Origin of the sequence: Nocardioides sp. CFH 31398 (assembly GCF_022436705.1) — a bacterium.
In the GTDB taxonomy this organism is placed as follows: Bacteria; Actinomycetota; Actinomycetes; order Propionibacteriales; family Nocardioidaceae; genus Nocardioides.
In genome coordinates, this window is sequence record NZ_JAKUHT010000008.1 from 1 (window position 1) to 16,115 (window position 16,115).

The following is a 16,115-nucleotide window of genomic DNA, read 5'->3' on the forward strand; positions in this document are numbered from 1 at the left end:
CCCCCCGCCGGGGGGGGCGCGCCCCGCGGGGGGGGGGGGGCCCGGCCCGCCCCCCCCCCCCCCCCCCCCCCCCACCACAGTTCGGCCCCGCAACGTCGTCGGTCGGCTCAGCGCACGTGCGGCCGGTAGACGAGCTCCTGCGTGCGGCCGTCGAGGGTGCGGGTCTCGAGCAGCTCCAGGTCGAGGTCCCCGGCGGCCGCGAGCACGGGATCGGTGCCGGTCGCGGCGGCCACGAGGGGGAAGACGGTCACCTGCAGACGGTCCACGAGCCCGGCGCGCAGCAGGGAGCCGTTCAGCGACAGGCTGCCGTGCGAGCGCAGGGGGACGTCCGACTCCGCCTTGAGCCGCTCGACGACCTCCGCGGCGTCACCCCGCTCCACGGTGACGTCGGGCCAGTCCTGCGGCCCGTCGAGGGTCGACGACACGACCGTGGCGGGCGCGGACCGCATCCGCGCGACCCAGCCGTCCAGGGCCTCCGGGCGCTCGTCGCGCAGCATGTCCACGAACTGCCGGAACGTCGTCGCGCCGAACACCGTGCGCGGGCCGCCGTCGAACAGGCGCTCGCGGTGGGCCAGCAGCTCCGGGCCCTGCTTGCCGAAGTAGCCGCCCCAGTCGCCGGGCGGGGCGTAGGAGCCGTAGCCGTCGAGGCTGCTGAAGAGGTCGACGGTGTACGTCGCGGTCATGGGTCCTCCCGAGGGTGCGGTGGTCTGCAGCGGGGACGACCCCTCGACCGCGCCGGACTCATCGGCGCGTCTCTCGCAACAGATGCGGGCCCTCGCGCGTCGTAGGGGTGTGACGGGTCCGGACTTCGACGCGTGGGTCGCGCAGCGCGGCGACGCGCTGCTGCGCCTGGCCTACCTGCTCACCGGCAGCCGGGCCGACGCCGAGGACGTCGTCCAGGACGTGCTCGTCCGCGCCCTGCCCCGGTGGGAAGGGATCGCCGCCGCGGACGACGTCGACGCCTACGTGCGGCGCATGGTCGTCAACGCCCACACCTCGTGGTGGCGCCGGTGGCGCAAGCGGGAGACCCCGGTCGAGCAGGTGCGTGACCGTGCCGTCGAGGAGGCCAGACTCCGCGACGACGACCTGTGGCGCGCCTGCCTGGCGCTGCCCGCCGACCAGCGCGCGGCCGTGGTGCTGCGCTTCTACGAGGACCTGTCGTACGCCGAGATCGCGGCCCTGACCGGGGTCCGCGAGGGGACCGTGCGCTCGCGGGTCTCCCGCGGGCTCGCCGTCCTGCGAGCGCGGGTCGAGACCCTGGAGGACGTCCGGTGACCGACCTCGAGACCCGCCTGCGGGAGTCGCTGCAGCGCGCCGCTGCCGACGCCCCGACCGCAGTCGGACTGGCCGTGCGGGTGCGGGCCCGGCGACCCCGTCGTACGGCGCTCGCCTGGACGACCGGGGTGCTGGTCGCTGCGGTGGTGGTGCTCGTCGCGGTCGTGCCGCGCCTGATCGGCAGCACCGGGGGCGAGGTCGGGGTGTCCGACTCGTCGTCGGCTCCCCAGACCTCCGATGACCGGTGGCGCGACGTCCGGCTCACGGAGGGCGGGGAGAACCCGATCGAGCTGGAGCTGCCGGAGGACTTCCCGGAGGGTGGGGTCACTACCTTCCCCGCGAGCGAGCGGGACCGGCTGCGGCCCCCGGGCAGCGTGCGCACGGGCATCGACAGCGTGTTCGGGCAGGTGCTGGTCGGGAACACCGTGGTGTGGGTCGACGTGCTCGACTCGCCGAGGACCGTCCGGCGCGTCCTAGCCTCCGCGCGCCCCGGCGGAACCTCCGCCGTCGACGTGACCGGCTGGGAGACCGAGACGGTCGCCGACTCCTCCGGCGAGATCACGGTGCAGGTGCCGGACGACCCCCGGGTCGAGGTCCTGCTGTCGCCGGGTCTGCCGGACTGCGACCCGGGTCGGTTCCCGGCCCGGCCGGACGACCGGGGCGGGTGGGCCGCGTACCTGTGCCGGGACCGGTTCGTCACCGTCCGCGCCCCGACGCAGGCCCTGGCCGACGTCGTCGCGGCGACGGTGAGGGGCTACTGACCCGCCGGATGACCAATGTCGGCGGGTGGGGCCAGGATGGACGGCATGGAACGCGTCTGGACCCTCACCGACACCGCCGTCACCGTCACCCTCGTCGACTTCGCCGACCCGGCGCTCGCGGGCGAGCCCGACGTCCGGGAGCGCGGCGTCCGCCTCGAGGTGCGCCCGGTGACCTGGTCGACGACCGGGTCCATCTACTCCTCGCCCGCGATGACGATCGAGCCTGCCGTGCTCCGGGTCGACCTGCTGGAGTCGGCGCCCGGTGCGGCGGACCGGATGCACTGGCACCCGCAGATGTCCGACGGCGAGCCGGGCGACCGCGAGTTCGACCGGTCCATGGTCGCCGACCCGGTCGGCTGGACCCGCGAGCTCCTGACCACCCTGGACGACCGGGTGGGGGCCGACGCCGCCGCCGAGATCCGCGGCGCGACCGAGGAGGTCCTCGTCGAGGTCGAGCGGACGCTCGCGCAGGCCCGCCTGCCGTGGCCGGACGTCGTCCACGACGAGCGGGGCCTGGCGGTCGGCTGACCGCCGTCGCATGAGCCACCAGCTGCTGCTCGTCGCCGGGGCGGCGCTCGCGATCATGATCGCCGCGTCGGTGTTCTCCCGGCGCACGGGCGTGGCGGCCCCGCTGCTGCTGGTCGGCCTCGGCATCGCGGTCAGCTACGTGCCGGCCTCGCCGGTCATCCGGCCCGACCCGGAGCTCGTGCTGACGGGGGTGCTGCCGCTGCTGCTGTACTCCTCGGCGGTCAACCTCCCCGTCATCGACGTCCGCCGGAACCTCGGCCTGATCACCTGGCTGTCGGTGGTGATGGTGGTCGTCCAGGCGGTGGTGATCGGCGCCGCCGTCCACCTCGTCTTCCCCGACGTCTCCCTCGCGCTGGGCATCGCGCTGGGGGCGGTGGTCAGCCCGACCGACGCCGTCGCCGCGACCGCCGTCGGCCGACGGCTCGGGCTCCCGCCGCGGGTGATGACCGTGCTGGAGGGGGAGAGCCTCGTCAACGACGCCTCCGCCCTGGTGGTGCTGCGCACGGCGGTCGCCGTCCTCGCCCTCACCGGGGAGTTCTCTCTGGGGGCGACGGCGGTGGAGTTCGGCTGGGCCGTCCTCGGCGCCGGGCTGATCGGTGGGGTGGTCGGCGTCCTGACCGTCCGGCTGCGGCAGCGGCTCGACGACCCGGTGCTGAACACGACGATCTCCTTCGCCGTCCCGTTCCTGGCCTTCCTCCCCGCGGAGTCGCTCGAGGCGTCCGGGGTGCTGGCGGTGGTGGTCGCCGGGCTCGTGACCGGTGCGCAGGGCAGCCACCGCTTCAGCGCGGAGGACCGCCAGACCCAGGGCACGACCTGGACCACCGTCAGCTTCGTGCTGGAGTCCGCCGTCTTCCTCGCGATGGGCTACCAGCTGCCGCAGCTCGTGGACGACGTCCGTGGCGAGACCACGGTCGGGGCGATGACCGGGCTCGTGGTGCTCGTGCTGGGTCTGCTGGTCGTCCTGCGGTTCGCGGGCCTCGCGTGGCCCGTCCTCCAGGGGCGTCGGGGTGGACGCCGGGAGGAGCGCCGCCGGCTGCGCGACCGGTTCGACGCGTTCGAGGAGCACCTCGACGCACTGAGCCCCGAGACCGAGCGGCAGGAGAAGCGGGTCTCGTGGGCCCGGCACCGTCTCGCGCGGAGCCGCGCGGACGTCGCCTTCGAGGAGCGCGAGCCCCTCACGGGGCGTGGCCTCCTCGTCATCGCCTGGGCGGGCATGCGTGGGGTCGTGACCGTGGCGGCCGTCCAGACCATCCCGGACGACGTCCCGCAGCGGGCGACGATCGTCCTCGCCGCCTTCCTCGTCGCCCTGGTCACGCTGGTGGCCTTCGGGCTGACCCTGCCCGCGGTCATCCGTCGCACCGGGCTGGAGGCGGTGAGCGCCGAGGACCAACGGGACGCCGTCCACGCCCTGCTGCGGCAGGTCGGGACGACGGCGCTGGAGACCGTCGGCCCACCCGAGAGCCTCGAGGTCGACGGCGACAGGATCGACCCGCAGGTGGCCGCGACGATGAAGGAGCGGATCCTGCCCCGTCTCGTCGCCGGTGTCCGCGAACGGCGGGAGGCGCCGGCCGGGGTGATCGAGCAGAGCCTCAGCGTCCAGCGGATCTACCTCGACGCGATGCGCGACGCACTGGCCGCCGAGCGACGGATCGGTGCCTACCCGTCCGCGACCTACCGGCGGGTCGAGTCGATGCTGGACACCATGGAGCAGCGGCTGCAGCCGGGGCTCTGACTACCGCACGGGATCCTCGCCGTCCACCACGACGGTGTCGACCGTGCCCGGGACGGCAGCCCAGACGATAGAACGGCCCGGGGCGAGGGTCGTGTCGACCGCGCCCTCGACGGACTCGCCGTCGCTCGTCACGAACCGCGCGCTGGTCACGTCGCCCCGTCTGACGAGGGCGACCGCCAGGCTGGGGGCGCCACCACGGGCGTACTGGTCCGGTCGCGTCACCGCGACCCCACCCGGCCCCGTCGGCCGCTCGAGGACGTAGCTGACTCCCGACCGGCTGAGCAGGACGGGGCGGCACCCCTCGATCGCCACGCCGGGGTCGCAGCCGATCCGCCACTCCCCGGCGGCGACCCGGACCCCGCCGCCCGCGAGTGCCCGGAGGTCGGCGTCCCCGGCGTTCGCCCGGTCCTGGAACTCGGTCCAGGCCCGCCACAGCCAGCGCGGGAAGGTGTCGGTGGCGAATCCGGACGGGGTGACGTAGTGGTCGACACCCAGGCCGAAGGCGCCCTCGACCCGGTCGTACCCCGAGGCGGGCGGCTGGAGGTCGGGGTCGGCGACCCGCGGGTCCGGCAGGTCGACCTGGGTGGGGGAGGACCGCACCGCGCCCGGGACCTCGGCGAGGATGCGCTCCTGGAGGGCGGCGAGGTCGCCGGGCAGGTCGGGGGAGGCCGTGATCGGCTGGTCGGTGGCCTCCGGGTCCTCCGACCGGGAGGGCGACGGCGCTGCCGGGGCAGGGGCGGAGTCGTCCTGCCCGGCCACGAGGGCGGCGGGCACGCCACCGACGAGGACGACGGCCAGCACGGCACCCGTCACCGTGAGGGCGCGCTGGCGGGCACGCCGGCGGCGACCCTCGCTGCGGATGGCCCGCAGGCGGTCGGCCGGCAGCGCAGCCGGGGAGCCGGCGTGCAGCGCCCGCTCCAGGCGGTCGGCGAGGTCGGTCATGGGCGGGTCCTCAGGTCGTCGCGCTCGGCGTCCAGGCCGAGCCGGAGCTTGACGAGCGCGCGGGACAGCGTGCTCTTGACGGTGCCGCGGGAGACCCCGAGCTCGGCGGCGGTGTCGGCCTCGGAGAGGTCGAAGTAGTGGCGCAGGACGACGACCCGGCGCTCCTTGACGCTCAGGTCGCCGAGCAGGCGGACGAGGTGGTCGCGGTCGGCGACGGTGTCGGGGTCGTCGCCCCGCTGCAGGTCGTCGGCAGCGAGCAGGGCGTCACCCCCGACCTCCGTCACGCCGTGACGGCGCCGGAAGCGGTCGATGTTGTGGTTGACGAGCACCCGGCGGGCGTAGGCGAGCGCGTCGCCCCGCCGGATGCGACCCCAGCGGGCGTAGGTCCTCACCAGGGCCGTCTGGGCGAGGTCCTCGGCGAGGTGGTCGTCACTGCACAGCAGGTACGCCGACCGCCGCAGCCGCGGCCACGCCGCAGCGGCGAACTCGTCGAACCCGACGTCCCCGCCCACGTCCCACCCCCGTCCGTGTCCCACCCTGTCCCTCACCCCCACGCGGGTGAACCCCGCGGGGTTGAGTGGTGGAGACCCGGGTCCTGACGTCTGTGGAGAGCCGTTCGCCAGTGTCGGCGGTCGAGCATATGTTCGAATCATGGTCAGGGACGACGAGCAGCAGGCGGGTCGGTGGGGCGTCGGCGCGCACCCGCTGCTCACCGCTGCCTCGTCGCTGACCACCGCCCTGGCGGCGGCGCACGGGGCGATCGACGCCGGTTCCGACCCGTCCTGGCTCGCGCCGGCAGATCAGGGCGAGCTGCTGACCTCGTTGGGTCGTGCGCAGGCCAGCCTGGACGCACTGCTGATGCGGACCCTGACCGCCTGCTCCGGGGCCGACTCGATCGCCGCCGACACGGCTTGCCGTTCGGCGGCGGACTGGCTCGGCGGCGAGCAGCACACCCGCGCCAACCGGCTCCACGCCGCCACCACGCTCGGCACCGCACTGACCCGGTGGCCGCGGCTTGCGGCTGCCCTGGCCGCGGGCGAGATCATCACCGACCACGCCCGCGCCGCCGTGGAGGCCCTCGACCGGCTACCGCGGACCGGCGACGACGCCCTCGACCCCGACACCCTGAGCCGTGCCGAATTGGTGATGCTCGGTCACTGCGGTGAGTTCACGCCGCCCCAGATCCGCACCCTCGGCGCGCGGCTGCTCGAGGCCGTCGCCCCCGACGTCGCCGAGCGTCTCGAGGCGAAGCGCCTCGCCGACGAGGAACGCCGAGCCCGCCGCGAGACCACCTTCTCGATGTCCCGCACCGGCCGTGGCACCCGGCGGTTCCGCGGGGAGATCCCCGAGCTGCACGCCTCCATCCTCGACAACGCCCTACGCGCACTGACCAACCCGCGCCGTAGCCACCTCGACGGCGGCATCCCCTTCGACGAGGGACCGTGGGGCGAGACGGCACAGGACGGCGACCCGGTCCACGACGGTCGGCGGCTCACCGACTCCCAAAGACTCGGCCAGGCGTTCTGCACCCTGATAGAGAACCTCGCGACCGACCGGCTCCCCACGCACGGCGGCTCCCCGGTCACCGTCGTGGTCACCATCACCGAGGAGACCCTCCGCCAGGAAGCCACCGAGCACGGCTACACCGGCTACGGCACCACCACAGGAGGCGCCCCCGTCTCCGTGGGCGAGGCCATCCGGCTGGGCTGCCTGCACGGGGTGCGCGGCTGGGTCGTCTCCGGCGACGGCGAGACCCTCCACCTCGGCCGCACCCGCCGCCTGCACACCGGACCCCAACGCCTCGCCCTCGAGCTGCAACACCCCACCTGCCAAGCCCGCGGCTGCGACGTCCCCGCCGCCTGGTGCGAGACCCACCACCGCCACGCCTGGGCCGAAGGCGGCCACACCAGCGTCGACGACGGCGCCCTGCTCTGCCCCCACCACCACCACCGCACCCACGACCCGAAGTACGAGACCCGCTGGCACCCCGACGACACCGCCACCTTCCACCGCAGGTGCTGAGGGTCGGCACCCACCGGTTGACTGGGGTCATGGCGACGCAGCTGCTGCTCATGGCCGACACGCACCTGCCGAAGCGCGCCCGCGACCTGCCGGCGCAGCTCTGGGAGGAGGTCGAGCGTGCCGACGTCGTCGTGCACGCGGGGGACTGGGTGGACGTCGCGCTGCTCGACGAGCTCGAAGCGCGGTCCCGTCGTCTGGTGGGGGTGTTCGGCAACAACGACCACGGCGTGCTGCGGGAGCGCCTCCCCGAGGTCGCCCGGGTCGAGCTCGAGGGGGTCCGGCTCGGGGTCGTGCACGAGACGGGGGACAAGTCCGGCCGCGAGAGGCGGTGCTCGGCGGCCTACCCGGACCTGGACGTGCTGGTCTTCGGGCACAGCCACATCCCCTGGGACACCAGCACGGACACCGGGTTGCGTCTGCTGAACCCGGGGTCCCCGACCGACCGTCGGCGTCAGCCGCACTGCACCTACATGACCCTCACCGTGGACGACGGCACGCTCGGCGCGGTCGTGCTGCACCGCCTGCCGACACGTGCGGGCTGAGGTACGACGCTCCAGGAGAACGGGACGGCATGCCACCGATCGCCGTCGACGAGGGCGGCCAGGTCGTCCTGGGAGACGCGCAGTCCGGTGAACACCTCCGCCATGGCGACCGCGACTGCGAACGGGTCCATGTCGGGGTCGTGCTCGTCGTCCTCGCTCGTCAGGCGGGATCGGCCTTGGCGGAGACCGGCTCCGGGAGCGGACGCCGCGGCGTCCCTCTCGCTCCAGACATCAGGGCTTGCCGAGACGGCAACAAGGTTTGCGACCATCGGCGGGCGGGCCCAGGGTGGAGCCATGAGCCACGACCACGGCACGCAGCCGAGCCACGACACCGACACCGACACCGACTTCTTCGAGCCTGCGGGCTGGGAGGACCGGTACGCCGGGGACGCCACGATCTGGAGCGGTGACGCCAACCCGCAGCTCGTGGCCGAGGCCGCCCGCCTGTCGCCGGGCACGGCCCTCGACGTCGGCTGCGGCGAGGGGGGTGACGTCGTGTGGCTCGCCCGCCGCGGCTGGCGCGTCACGGGGGCCGACTTCGCCGCCAACGGTCTCGCCCGGGCCGCGGCGCACGCCGAGCGGGCCGGAGTCGCCGAGGCCTGCGACTGGTGGCAGGTCGACGCCCGGTCCTTCGACGCCGGCGGGCGCACCTGGGACCTGGTCACTACCCACTTCCTGCACCCGCCGGAGGCCGGCATGGTGGACGTGGCCGCGCGCCTCGCCACCGCGGTGGCGCCCGGGGGGCACCTGCTGGTCGTCGGGCACGCCCCGTCGCCGGTGTTCACCCAGCTCGACGAGCGCCGCGCGAACGCGATGTGGCACGCCGCCGACCTCGTGGGGTCGCTGCCCGAGGACTTCGAGGTCGTCGTCGCCGAGGAGCGGCCCCGCACCGCCGTGCGCGACGGCGTCACGCACGAGATCGAGGACGCGACCCTGCTGGCGCGTCGACGGGCGTGACCGGCGCCGGCGGCGCCGAGGCGGCGTCGTCGCGGGCCACCACCCACGTCGCGCCGAGCGCGAGCGTGAGCCCGGCGACCGTGAGTGCGGTGACGGGCTCGCCGAACGCCGCCGCAGCCCACACGGTGGTCACCGGCGGCACCAGGAACATCAGGGCGTTGACCGTCGTCACGCCGTTGCGCTCGAGCAGCCACCAGTAGAGGCCGTACGCCGCCAGCGTGGGCACGGCGGCCAGCCAGGCGATCGTCCACCAGAACACCGGCGTCGCGGGCGGGACCACGGCCCCCGCCGCGAGCGCGACGACGGCGAAGACGACGGTGGACGCCGTCGTGTGGATCGCCAGGCGCTCCATCGGCGGCACCGGCGCGGGGGTGCGTCGCTCCAGGAACGTCGCGGCGACGAGGCCGGCCATGCCCAGCAGCGGCACGGCGTACGCCGCGGTGGGCGCGCTGCCCCCGGCGGACGCGTCCGCCGCCACGACCAGCCCGACCCCGACGGCACCGACGGCGAGCGCACCCCACTGCCGCACGCCCACCGCCACCCCGAGCAGCGGGCCCGCGAGGGCGGCCACGACCAGCGGCTGCACGCCGTCCATCAGGGAGGTCGTCCCGCTGTTCACGCCGAGGGCGAGGGCGCCGTACACGCCGCCCAGGTAGACCGCCTGGGACAGCAGACCGATCAGCACGTGCCGCCCGGTGGTGGCGGTGCCGCCGCCGCGGCGGGCCCGACCGAGGTGCCGGACCAGGAACGGTGCGAGCAGCAGGGCCGCCGGCAGCGACCGCCACAGCAGCAGCGTCGTCGCCCCGACCTGCTCCAGCGCCCACGCCGGACCGACGAAGCCCGACGACCAGGAGACGACGAACGCCGCGCCGAGCAGCGTGGTGACGACGGGGGTCGGTATACCGATCGGTCTACTCATGGGGACCAAGGTACACCGATCGGTATAGTGACGCCATGACCCTGCAGGAGATCGAGTGGACGCCGAAGGCGCGAGCGGTCCTGGCCGCGGCGGACGAGCTGTTCTACGCGCGCGGCATCCACGCCGTCGGCGTCGAGCTGGTCGCCGAGCGCGCCGGGGTCACGAAGAAGACCCTCTACGACCGGTTCGGGTCGAAGGACCGCCTGGTGGTCGCCTACCTGGAGGGGCGCACCGCCCGGTGGCGCGTGGTGCTCGAGGAGCACCTCGAGGCGGCCGGCGATGACCCGGAGACGCGCCTCTCGGCCGTCTTCGACGCCTCGGCCGCCTGGGCCGCCAGCGACGGCCCGCGTGGCTGCGGGATGATCAACGCCCACGCCGAGATCACCGACCCGGCCCACCCGGCCTACGCCGTGATCACGGGCGAGAAGGCGTGGATGCTCGCGTTGTTCGCCGACATCGTCGGGGACCACGCCGCCCCCGCGGTGATGCTGCTGCATGAGGGCGCGCTCTCGGCGTCGGGGATGGGCGCCGTCCCCGACGCGTTCGCGGTCGCGCGGGACGCCGCGCTCCGACTGGTCGAGGTGTAGCCCCAGCGACGGGGTGGAACGGTGTCGGCATGAAGTACGTCCTGGCCACCCTCAGCGGGGTCTTCCTCGCCGTCGCCCTCGTGCTCGTGCTGCTGAGCCTGTCCCAGCTCGACGAGGACTACGACACCGAGACCAGCGAGGAGTGCACGACGGTGCCGGTCCCCGGCGGGGGCGGGGGCAGCACGCAGAGCTGCACCGGCACCGAGGAGGCGGGCGGCCAGGTCGTGCTCGCCCTGGCCGGGGCGGGCTTCCTCGTCTCCGGGGCGCTCCTCGCCGTGGCGTCGGTCAACGTCCCAGGCCCCCAGCGGCCGGTCGCAGCGGCCCCCGCGCCGTGGCAGGGTCCGCCGCCGCGCCGGTGAGGGCCCGGGGCCGGCTCAGACGTCGGCGACGAGCGGGGCGACCTCGGTGCCGAGCAGCTCGATGCCGCGCAGCAGGTCGTCGTGCGCGAGGCGCGGGTTCGTCATCTGGATCGACAGGCGGTCGACGCCGCCCAGCTGCTCCGAGACGCGACGGATCTTGTCCGCGACCTCGGTCGGGTCGCCGAGGAAGAACGCGCCGTCCGGCCCGGCGGTGTTGTCGAACTGCAGTCGGCTGGGCTGCCGGAAGCCGCGCTCGGCGGAGATCTTCGCGAACATCTCGTGCCAGCCCGGGTAGATGGTGTCGGCGGCCTGCTTGTGCGACTCGCCGACGAACCCGAAGACGTGCAACCCCACCTTGAGCCGGGACGGGTCGTGCCCGGCCTGGGCGCCGGCGCGGCGGTAGAGGTCGACGAGCGGCGCGAACTGGCGGGGCTCGCCGCCGATGATCGCGATCATCAGGGGCAGGCCGAGCAGCCCGGCGCGGGCGAACGACTCCGGGGTGCCGCCGACGCCGACCCAGATCGGCAGCTGCTCCTGCACGGGCCTCGGGTAGACGGCCTGGTTCGTCATCGCCGGGCGGTGCCGACCGGACCAGGTGACCTCCTCCGAGTCGCGGATCTTCAGGAGGAGCTCGAGCTTCTCGGTGAAGAGCGAGTCGTAGTCGGCGAGGTCGAGACCGAACAGCGGGAACGCCTCGGTGAACGAGCCGCGCCCGACGACGAGGTCCATCCGGCCCCCCGAGATGAGGTCGAGGGTCGCGAACTGCTGGAACAGCCGGACCGGGTCCGTCGCGCTGAGGACGGCGACCGCGCTGCCGAGGCGGATCCGCTCGGTCCGCGCGGCGGCGGCGCCGAGGATCACCGGGGGAGCGGAGTCGTAGTACTCACGCCGGTGGTGCTCGCCGATGCCGAACGAGTACAGGCCGACCCTGTCGGCGAGCTCGATCTCCTCCAGCAGGTGCGCCATGCGCTCCTGCGGACCGATCAGGCGCTCGGTGGCGGGGTCGGTGACGGCGGCGACGAAGCTGTCGATTCCCAGGTGCATGACATGTCAACCAATCGTGGACGGGTCTATTCCGGGCGGGAGGCGCCCGCCGACCGGCGGCGTCGGACGTCGGCGACGAGGTCGGCCGCCGCGCCCTCCCAGGTGGGGTGGGTGAAGGTGAAGCCCGCGTCGAGCAGCCGCCCGGGGACGACGCGGCGGCTCTTGAGCAGCAGCTCGGTGTCGGTCCGCAGGGCGAACGCGCCGACCTCGGCCATGAACCGGGTGGCGGGCAGGCCGACCCGGCGTCCCCAGGCGCGGCGCAGCGTGCGCATCAGGTCGCGCTGGCGCACCGGCCCCGGGGCGGCCAGGTTCACCGGCCCCTCGATCTCCTCGTGGGCCACCAGGAACTCGACGGCGCGGACGAGGTCGTCGCCGTGCAGCCACGAGACCCACTGACGACCGCCGGCGACCGGTCCGCCGAGACCCAGCCGGGCGAAGCCGAGCAGGTAGTCGAAGACCCCGCCGCGGTCGGGCGTCATCACCATGGCCGCGCGCAGCGCGACCCGCCGGGTCCGGGGCGTGCTCGCCGCCGCCTGCGTCTCCTCCCAGCGCCGGGCGATGCGTACGGAGTACTCCCAGTAGAGCGGGACGTCGTGCTCCTCCCCACCGATGACGCCGGTCGCCTCGTCGTGGGCGGGCTCGCCCGGCCGGGAGCGCGCGTCGGCGTAGATGGTGGCGGTGCTCATCTGCAGCCACACCGCCGGCGGGTCCGCGGCCCGGGCGATCGCCTCGCCGACGACGCGTGTCGACCCGACGCGCGAGTCCATCATCTGGCGCAGGTTGCGGTCGGTGTAGCGACAGCTCACCGTGCGTCCGGCGAGGTTGACCACGACGTCGGCGCCGTCGACCTCGCCGGCCCAGGGTCCGAGGGTGCGACCGTCCCAGACGACGTGACGCACGCCGGGCTCGAGCGTCTCGGGGTGTCGGCTGAGGACGACGACGTCGTGGCCGGAGGCGACGAGGGCGCGCCGCAGGTGGCCGCCGACCTGGCCGGTGCCACCGGGGAGGACGTACTTCACGACTCCGAGCCTCCCACCGGACGGCGTCCGCGGGAGCGTCGGCTCAGAAGTCGAAGCCGCCGAAGTCGAAGCCCCCGCCGGCGTCGGCGCTGCCCGAGGCGTCCATGCCGCCCCAGTCGCCGCCGCCGTCACCGCCGTCACCGCCGCCGACGTCGCCGCCGCCCATGTCGCCCCCGTCGCCGTAGCCGGAGTCGAAGCCGCCGTACGGCATCATCATCGAGGTCAGGAACATGGCGGGCAGGATGCCGCTCATGACGAAGCCTCCGAAGTAGCCCTGCGCGTACGCGCCGTACGCCGGCCCGGCCTCGTAGTAGGGCACCATCCGGTTGCCGTCGCGGACCTTGCGGACGTCGGGCTCGGCACCCTGGCGGACCCGGTCGGCGTCCGCGGCGCAGACCGGCACCTCGCGCTCCACGCCACCGGGCGGGGCCCAGTTGATGTCGCGGTCGGCGGGACCGTGGTTCGGGTTGAAGAAGCACGGCGGACGGCGGGTCGGGAGCTCGCGGCCGTCGCGACGGGCCAGCACGCACGCCATCGCGTAGCGGCCGTCCTCGAGCGCGGTCGTGACCGCCTTCAGGTCGTCGGCCTGCTGGGCGTCCTTCAGCAGCTGCTTGGCCTGCTCGTAGGAGTCGAGCGCGCGCTGGTAGTCCTGACGCATCGCGGTGTCGAGCTCGTCGGTGAGCGTCTCGATGTGCAGGTCGGACAGCTCCTCGCCGAAGCGGGTGACGTCCTCGTCGACCGGCACGCGGACCTTGCGGAACGACTCGGCGGCCTCGAGCTCGCGCTTCTGGGTGGCCCGACGGCCGGACACGTAGGCGATGCCGCCGAACGCCGCGGCGAGCACGAGAAGCAGGATGAGGAGCTCCATGTCCTGAGTCTACGGACCGTCTGTGAAGTACAGGCATGTAGTTATGTCAGAACTCTGGTGTGACTGGTGTGACGCATGGTGCTCTTGTGGTCATGCGACTCACCGTCCGGATGCTCACGCCGCTCCTGCTCTCGGCCGCCCTCGTCGCCGCGACCGTCGTCGGCGCCCAGCCCGCCCGGGCCTCGGTCGAACCGATCACGCTGACCGGGCACGGGTACGGCCACGGCATCGGGATGTCGCAGTACGGCGCCTACGGAGCGGCTCGACAGGGCCTGTCGTACGGCCGGATCGTGGCCTTCTACTACCCGGGCACGAAGCCCGGCCGCACCGACGGCCGCATCCGGGTGCAGATCTCGTCGGACGGCGGCGGCGACGTCGTCGTCGAGCCGCGCCGCGGGCTGCGGGTGCGGGACCTGGCGAACGGGCGCACCCGCGCGCTGCGCGACAACGGGGCGCGGCTGTGGCGGCTGAAGACCAACGGCTCGGGCGAGACCCTCGTCGGGTTCCGCGACGCCCGCCAGTGGCGCTTCTTCACCCGGCTCGACGGCCGGGGCGAGCTCGACGCGCGGGGCGCGGTCCTCGCGCTGCACACGCCGTCCGGGGTCCGGCGCTACCGCGGGGCCCTGCGGCTGGCGGCCGGGGACACGGTCAACGTGCTCGGGATCGACAACTACCTGAAGGGCGTGGTGCCGACCGAGATGCCGTCGTCCTGGCACCCGCAGGCGCTGCGCGCGCAGGCCGTCGCCGCCCGCAGCTATGCCGCCTGGGAGCGCCGCAACCCGCGCGCCGCCCACTTCGACGTGTACGACACCGTCGCCAGCCAGGTGTACGGCGGCTTCGGCGCCGAGGCCGCCTCCACCAACGCCGCCGTCGAGGACACCGCCGGCCGCATCCGCACGTCCGGCGGCCGGCCCGCCTTCACCCAGTTCTCCTCGTCCAACGGCGGCTTCTCGGCGCCGGGCTCCCAGCCCTACCTGAAGGCCCGTCGCGACCCGTACGACGGGTGGTCGGGCAACCCGAACCACGACTGGTCGGTCCGGGTGGCGGCCTCGACCGTCGAGGCCCGCTGGCCCGGCGTCGGCGACCTGCGCGGTGTCCGGGTGACCAGGCGCGACGGCCACGGCGAGTGGGGTGGACGTGCCGTCACCGTCCGGATCACGGGCTCACGCGGGTCGACGACCGTGAGCGGGCCGGACTTCCGGTTCGCCCTGGGCCTGAAGTCGCACTGGTTCCGGGTCGGCTGACCCCCTTCAGGTGCGGGCTGGCACCCCCAGGGGGCGCATGAAGCCCTCGGGCACCTCGACGACGTCCGGGGTGAGCTGGTCGATCGACGACAGCCCGAGCCCGAGCAGCGCCGAGTCGATCCCGGAGCGGAGCACGTCGAGCACGTTGCCGACGCCCTCCTCGCCGTTCGCCGCGAGCCCCCACAGGTAGGCGCGGCCGATCATCACGGCGCGGGCGCCGAGCGCGAGGGCCTTGACCACGTCGGAGCCGCGGCGGATGCCGCCGTCCATGAGCACCTCGACCTGGTCGCCGACGGCCTCCGCGATGGGGTGCAGGACGCGGATCGTGGCCGGCGTCCCGTCGAGGTTGTTGCCGCCGTGGTTGGAGACCGAGATGGCCGCGACGCCGGCGTCGACGGCGCGCTTGGCGTCGTCCACGCGGCACACGCCCTTGAGCATGAAGGGGCGGCCCCCGCTGATCTGGGCCCACGTCTCGCGCATCCAGTCGACGTCGTCCCAGGTCGGCGGGGTGGTGGTCATCCACTCGTAGTAGGCGCCGAAGAAGGTCGGGGCCTCGCCGCCGTCCGGCGGGGCCAGGTTGGGCGCGCGCAGGTCGGGGATCTGCCCCGTCCGCCCGAACTCCCACAGCCAGCGAGGCTTCGTGGCCACCTGGGGCGCCATCCGCACCATCGTCTTGAGGTCCACCTTCTCGGGGATCTCCGGGCTGCCCCAGTCCCGGCCCATCGAGAAGGACCAGTCGAGGGTGGCGATGAGCCCCTTCGCGCCGGCGGCGTGCGCGCGCTCCATGCGCTGGACCATGACGTCGCGCTGGCCGGTCCAGTACATCTGGAAGAAGGTCCGGTCGTTGACCGCGCAGACCTCCTCGACCGACTTCGAGGCGAAGTTCGACAGCCCCATCACGGTGCCCCGGGAGGCGGCCGCGCGGGCGACCGCGACCTCCCCGTCCGGGTGGACGGCCTGGACGCCGGTGGGGCTGATGAGCACCGGCAGCGACACGTCCTGGCCCATCACCGTGGTCGCCATCGCCCGCTCGGCCTGGTGGCCGGCCACGTGCGGCGCGAACTGGATCTCGGTGAACGCGCGCTGGTTGTCGTCGATGGTCTGGCCGCGCTCGGAGCCGGCGACCAGGGCGCCGTACACGGGAGCGGGCAGCCGCTTGCGTGCCCGCTGCTGGGCCACGGCCACGGACTCGAACCAGGGGTTCTGCTTCCAGGGGTTCTGGAGCCAGTCGGGCTTCTTCGTCATGGGTGCCTCGCCGGATCGGATAGGGGTCGGTCGGGTGTGACGTGGACCACCCACGTTATGGCACTGTGGGC

General features: G+C 74.2%; 18 protein-coding genes. 10 read left to right on the plus strand and 8 right to left on the minus strand.

Annotation, left to right across the window (positions count from 1 at the left end):
• Positions 1-107: 107 nt before the first annotated feature.
• Positions 108-683: a dihydrofolate reductase family protein gene (locus MJ876_RS07610; protein ID WP_240235651.1), complete on the minus strand. Its 576-nt coding sequence runs from the start codon at positions 681-683 to the stop codon at positions 108-110.
• Between the two features lie 109 nt (positions 684-792).
• Between MJ876_RS07610 and MJ876_RS07615 the strand changes: the two genes are divergently transcribed.
• Genes MJ876_RS07615 through MJ876_RS07630 form a run of 4 tightly spaced genes read left to right on the plus strand, consistent with a single transcriptional unit; the run spans position 793 to position 4,296 of the window.
• The gene (locus tag MJ876_RS07615) at positions 793-1,275 is read left to right on the plus strand and encodes a SigE family RNA polymerase sigma factor (protein ID WP_240235652.1); all 483 of its coding nucleotides are present in this window, start codon (positions 793-795) and stop codon (positions 1,273-1,275) included.
• Complete coding sequence (locus MJ876_RS07620) at positions 1,272-2,036, plus strand: hypothetical protein (protein WP_240235653.1); 765 nt, start codon at positions 1,272-1,274, stop codon at positions 2,034-2,036. The genes MJ876_RS07615 and MJ876_RS07620 overlap by 4 nt, the downstream gene beginning before the upstream one ends.
• Positions 2,037-2,081: 45 nt before the next feature.
• Positions 2,082-2,564 (plus strand): hypothetical protein, encoded by a 483-nt coding sequence (locus MJ876_RS07625; protein WP_240235654.1) that lies wholly within the window; start codon positions 2,082-2,084, stop codon positions 2,562-2,564.
• 10 nt (positions 2,565-2,574) lie between these two features.
• Entirely contained in the window at positions 2,575-4,296 is a 1,722-nt protein-coding gene (locus tag MJ876_RS07630) for a sodium:proton antiporter (protein ID WP_240235655.1), read from the plus strand.
• Here MJ876_RS07630 and MJ876_RS07635 read toward each other — a convergent pair whose 3' ends face one another.
• Together MJ876_RS07635 and MJ876_RS07640 are read right to left on the minus strand one after the other, a co-directional pair.
• Positions 4,297-5,238, minus strand: a complete 942-nt coding sequence (locus MJ876_RS07635) for a hypothetical protein (RefSeq protein ID WP_240235657.1) — start codon at positions 5,236-5,238, stop codon at positions 4,297-4,299.
• Positions 5,235-5,750 (minus strand): SigE family RNA polymerase sigma factor, encoded by a 516-nt coding sequence (locus MJ876_RS07640; RefSeq protein ID WP_240235658.1) that lies wholly within the window; start codon positions 5,748-5,750, stop codon positions 5,235-5,237. The genes MJ876_RS07635 and MJ876_RS07640 overlap by 4 nt, the downstream gene beginning before the upstream one ends.
• A gap of 139 nt (positions 5,751-5,889) precedes the next feature.
• On the opposite strand from MJ876_RS07640, the gene MJ876_RS07645 reads away from it, so the two are divergent.
• The 3 genes from MJ876_RS07645 to MJ876_RS07655 all read left to right on the plus strand — a co-directional run bounded on the left by MJ876_RS07645 (position 5,890) and on the right by MJ876_RS07655 (position 8,759).
• Positions 5,890-7,260 (plus strand): HNH endonuclease signature motif containing protein, encoded by a 1,371-nt coding sequence (locus tag MJ876_RS07645; RefSeq protein ID WP_240235659.1) that lies wholly within the window; start codon positions 5,890-5,892, stop codon positions 7,258-7,260.
• 29 nt (positions 7,261-7,289) lie between these two features.
• Complete coding sequence (locus MJ876_RS07650; protein WP_240235660.1) at positions 7,290-7,802, plus strand: metallophosphoesterase; 513 nt, start codon at positions 7,290-7,292, stop codon at positions 7,800-7,802.
• Between the two features lie 294 nt (positions 7,803-8,096).
• A complete protein-coding gene (locus MJ876_RS07655; RefSeq protein WP_240235661.1) occupies positions 8,097-8,759 on the plus strand; it encodes a bifunctional 2-polyprenyl-6-hydroxyphenol methylase/3-demethylubiquinol 3-O-methyltransferase UbiG in 663 nt (220 codons plus the stop codon).
• Here MJ876_RS07655 and MJ876_RS07660 read toward each other — a convergent pair.
• Positions 8,710-9,678 carry a DMT family transporter gene (locus tag MJ876_RS07660; protein ID WP_240235662.1) on the minus strand — a complete coding sequence of 323 codons (969 nt, stop codon included), beginning with the start codon at positions 9,676-9,678 and terminating at the stop codon, positions 8,710-8,712. The genes MJ876_RS07655 and MJ876_RS07660 overlap by 50 nt on opposite strands.
• Before the next feature lie 35 nt (positions 9,679-9,713).
• On the opposite strand from MJ876_RS07660, the gene MJ876_RS07665 reads away from it, so the two are divergent.
• Both MJ876_RS07665 and MJ876_RS07670 read left to right on the plus strand, forming a co-directional pair.
• Positions 9,714-10,265, plus strand: coding sequence for a TetR/AcrR family transcriptional regulator (locus MJ876_RS07665; RefSeq protein WP_240235664.1), 552 nt, complete (start codon positions 9,714-9,716; stop codon positions 10,263-10,265).
• A gap of 29 nt (positions 10,266-10,294) precedes the next feature.
• On the plus strand, positions 10,295-10,624 hold the full coding sequence (locus tag MJ876_RS07670; RefSeq protein WP_240235665.1) for a hypothetical protein: 330 nt from the start codon (positions 10,295-10,297) through the stop codon (positions 10,622-10,624).
• Positions 10,625-10,639: 15 nt separating this feature from the next.
• On the opposite strand, the gene MJ876_RS07675 is transcribed toward MJ876_RS07670, so the two are convergent.
• The 3 genes from MJ876_RS07675 to MJ876_RS07685 are packed head-to-tail and all read right to left on the minus strand — an operon-like array spanning position 10,640 to position 13,555.
• Positions 10,640-11,668 carry an Atu2307/SP_0267 family LLM class monooxygenase gene (locus MJ876_RS07675; protein WP_240235667.1) on the minus strand — a complete coding sequence of 343 codons (1,029 nt, stop codon included), beginning with the start codon at positions 11,666-11,668 and terminating at the stop codon, positions 10,640-10,642.
• A 26-nt stretch (positions 11,669-11,694) separates the two neighbouring features.
• On the minus strand, positions 11,695-12,687 hold the full coding sequence (locus MJ876_RS07680) for a TIGR01777 family oxidoreductase (protein ID WP_240235669.1): 993 nt from the start codon (positions 12,685-12,687) through the stop codon (positions 11,695-11,697).
• Between the two features lie 43 nt (positions 12,688-12,730).
• Positions 12,731-13,555, minus strand: coding sequence for a hypothetical protein (locus MJ876_RS07685; protein WP_240235671.1), 825 nt, complete (start codon positions 13,553-13,555; stop codon positions 12,731-12,733).
• A gap of 92 nt (positions 13,556-13,647) precedes the next feature.
• Between MJ876_RS07685 and MJ876_RS07690 the strand changes: the two genes are divergently transcribed.
• Positions 13,648-14,799 (plus strand): SpoIID/LytB domain-containing protein, encoded by a 1,152-nt coding sequence (locus MJ876_RS07690; protein ID WP_240235673.1) that lies wholly within the window; start codon positions 13,648-13,650, stop codon positions 14,797-14,799.
• 6 nt (positions 14,800-14,805) lie between these two features.
• Here MJ876_RS07690 and mftD read toward each other — a convergent pair whose 3' ends face one another.
• Positions 14,806-16,044: a pre-mycofactocin synthase MftD gene (mftD, locus tag MJ876_RS07695; RefSeq protein WP_240235675.1), complete on the minus strand. Its 1,239-nt coding sequence runs from the start codon at positions 16,042-16,044 to the stop codon at positions 14,806-14,808.
• Between the last annotated feature and the right edge of the window lie 71 nt (positions 16,045-16,115).

What these genes read in the sequence shown, in the direction of transcription:
- MJ876_RS07610 (WP_240235651.1), bottom strand. Translation starts at nt 683, where the DNA reads ATGACCGCGACGTACACCGTCGACCTCTTCAGCAGCCTCGACGGCTAC.
- MJ876_RS07625 (WP_240235654.1), top strand. Translation starts at nt 2,082, where the DNA reads ATGGAACGCGTCTGGACCCTCACCGACACCGCCGTCACCGTCACCCTC.
- MJ876_RS07630 (WP_240235655.1), top strand. Translation starts at nt 2,575, where the DNA reads ATGAGCCACCAGCTGCTGCTCGTCGCCGGGGCGGCGCTCGCGATCATG.
- MJ876_RS07635 (WP_240235657.1), bottom strand. Translation starts at nt 5,238, where the DNA reads ATGACCGACCTCGCCGACCGCCTGGAGCGGGCGCTGCACGCCGGCTCC.
- MJ876_RS07645 (WP_240235659.1), top strand. Translation starts at nt 5,890, where the DNA reads ATGGTCAGGGACGACGAGCAGCAGGCGGGTCGGTGGGGCGTCGGCGCG.
- MJ876_RS07650 (WP_240235660.1), top strand. Translation starts at nt 7,290, where the DNA reads ATGGCGACGCAGCTGCTGCTCATGGCCGACACGCACCTGCCGAAGCGC.
- MJ876_RS07655 (WP_240235661.1), top strand. Translation starts at nt 8,097, where the DNA reads ATGAGCCACGACCACGGCACGCAGCCGAGCCACGACACCGACACCGAC.
- MJ876_RS07660 (WP_240235662.1), bottom strand. Translation starts at nt 9,678, where the DNA reads ATGAGTAGACCGATCGGTATACCGACCCCCGTCGTCACCACGCTGCTC.
- MJ876_RS07665 (WP_240235664.1), top strand. Translation starts at nt 9,714, where the DNA reads ATGACCCTGCAGGAGATCGAGTGGACGCCGAAGGCGCGAGCGGTCCTG.
- MJ876_RS07670 (WP_240235665.1), top strand. Translation starts at nt 10,295, where the DNA reads ATGAAGTACGTCCTGGCCACCCTCAGCGGGGTCTTCCTCGCCGTCGCC.
- MJ876_RS07675 (WP_240235667.1), bottom strand. Translation starts at nt 11,668, where the DNA reads ATGCACCTGGGAATCGACAGCTTCGTCGCCGCCGTCACCGACCCCGCC.
- MJ876_RS07685 (WP_240235671.1), bottom strand. Translation starts at nt 13,555, where the DNA reads ATGGAGCTCCTCATCCTGCTTCTCGTGCTCGCCGCGGCGTTCGGCGGC.
- MJ876_RS07690 (WP_240235673.1), top strand. Translation starts at nt 13,648, where the DNA reads ATGCGACTCACCGTCCGGATGCTCACGCCGCTCCTGCTCTCGGCCGCC.
- mftD (WP_240235675.1), bottom strand. Translation starts at nt 16,044, where the DNA reads ATGACGAAGAAGCCCGACTGGCTCCAGAACCCCTGGAAGCAGAACCCC.